2 protein-coding genes and 1 pseudogene are annotated in these 990 nt (G+C 66.4%); all 3 read left to right on the top strand.

Annotation, left to right across the window (positions count from 1 at the left end):
- Nucleotides 1–110, top strand: a pseudogene (locus tag A5784_RS37725) (NADH-quinone oxidoreductase subunit NuoI); the annotation flags it as partial.
- Nucleotides 107–868, top strand: coding sequence for an NADH-quinone oxidoreductase subunit J (locus A5784_RS22895; RefSeq protein ID WP_064947181.1), 762 nt, complete (start codon nucleotides 107–109; stop codon nucleotides 866–868). The pseudogene A5784_RS37725 and the gene A5784_RS22895, both read left to right, overlap by 4 nt.
- A partial coding sequence (gene nuoK, locus A5784_RS22890; RefSeq protein WP_082944556.1) for an NADH-quinone oxidoreductase subunit NuoK occupies nucleotides 869–990 on the top strand: 122 nt, incomplete at its 3' end. It lies immediately after the preceding gene.

The raw sequence follows: 990 nt of genomic DNA, 5'->3' as shown, positions 1-990 counted from the left end.
CCCCCTTACAGCCGGGGATGGTGGCGCCGCCGCACGACATGGCCCCGGGCAGCACCGATGACGACTACTACCTGGGCAAGATCTCGCCCTGTAGCGAGGATGCTCGATGAGGCCCGAATTGCTCGCGGCAGCCACCGACGCAGTCACCAGAACCTCGACCGCGGAAGCCGTGGTCTTCTGGGTTCTCGGCGCGGTCGCGGTGCTCGGAGCGATCGGTGTGGTGGCGGCCCCGAAGGCCGTGTACTCGGCGGTGTTCCTGGCCTCGACCATGATCGCGCTCGCGGTGCTCTATGTCGCCCAGGATGCGCTGTTCCTCGGGGTGGTGCAGGTCGTCGTCTACACCGGTGCGGTGATGATGCTCTTCCTGTTCGTCCTGATGCTCATCGGTGTCGACCTGTCGGAGTCGCTGGTGGAAACCCTTCGCGGACAACGGGTCGCGGCGCTGATCGCCGGGCTGGGCTTTGGCATCCTGCTGATCGGTGGCATCGGCAACGTCTCGGCGGTGGGTTTCACCGGGCTCGCGCAGGCCAACAGCGGCGGCAACGTGCAGGGCCTGGCGGCGCTGATCTTCACGCGGTACCTGTGGGCGTTCGAACTCACCAGCGCCCTGCTGATCACGGCAGCGCTGGGAGCCATGGTGCTGGCGCACCGGGAACGCTTCGAACGCCGAAAAACCCAGCGGGAATTGGCGATCGAACGCTTCCAGGCCGGCGGACGGCCGACGCCGCTACCCAATCCCGGCGTGTACGCCCGCCACAACGCGGTCGACATCCCCGCGCGACTGCCCGACGGCTCGGACGCCGTGCTGTCGGTCAGCGCGATCCTGCCGCAGCGCAGTGTCGCGGCTGATGTGGAGAGGGAGCGATAAATGGATCCCGCGAATTATCTGTATCTGTCGGCGCTGCTGTTCACTATCGGTGCGGCCGGGGTGTTGTTGCGGCGCAATGCCATCGTCATGTTCATGTGCGTGGAGCTGATGCTCAATGCGGC

This window comes from Mycobacterium sp. 852013-50091_SCH5140682, assembly GCF_001665685.1.
Lineage (GTDB): Bacteria > Actinomycetota > Actinomycetes > Mycobacteriales > Mycobacteriaceae > Mycobacterium.
This window is presented reverse-complemented; position numbering and strand designations above follow the sequence as displayed.

What these genes read in the sequence shown, in the direction of transcription:
- A5784_RS22895 (WP_064947181.1), top strand. Translation starts at nt 107, where the DNA reads ATGAGGCCCGAATTGCTCGCGGCAGCCACCGACGCAGTCACCAGAACC.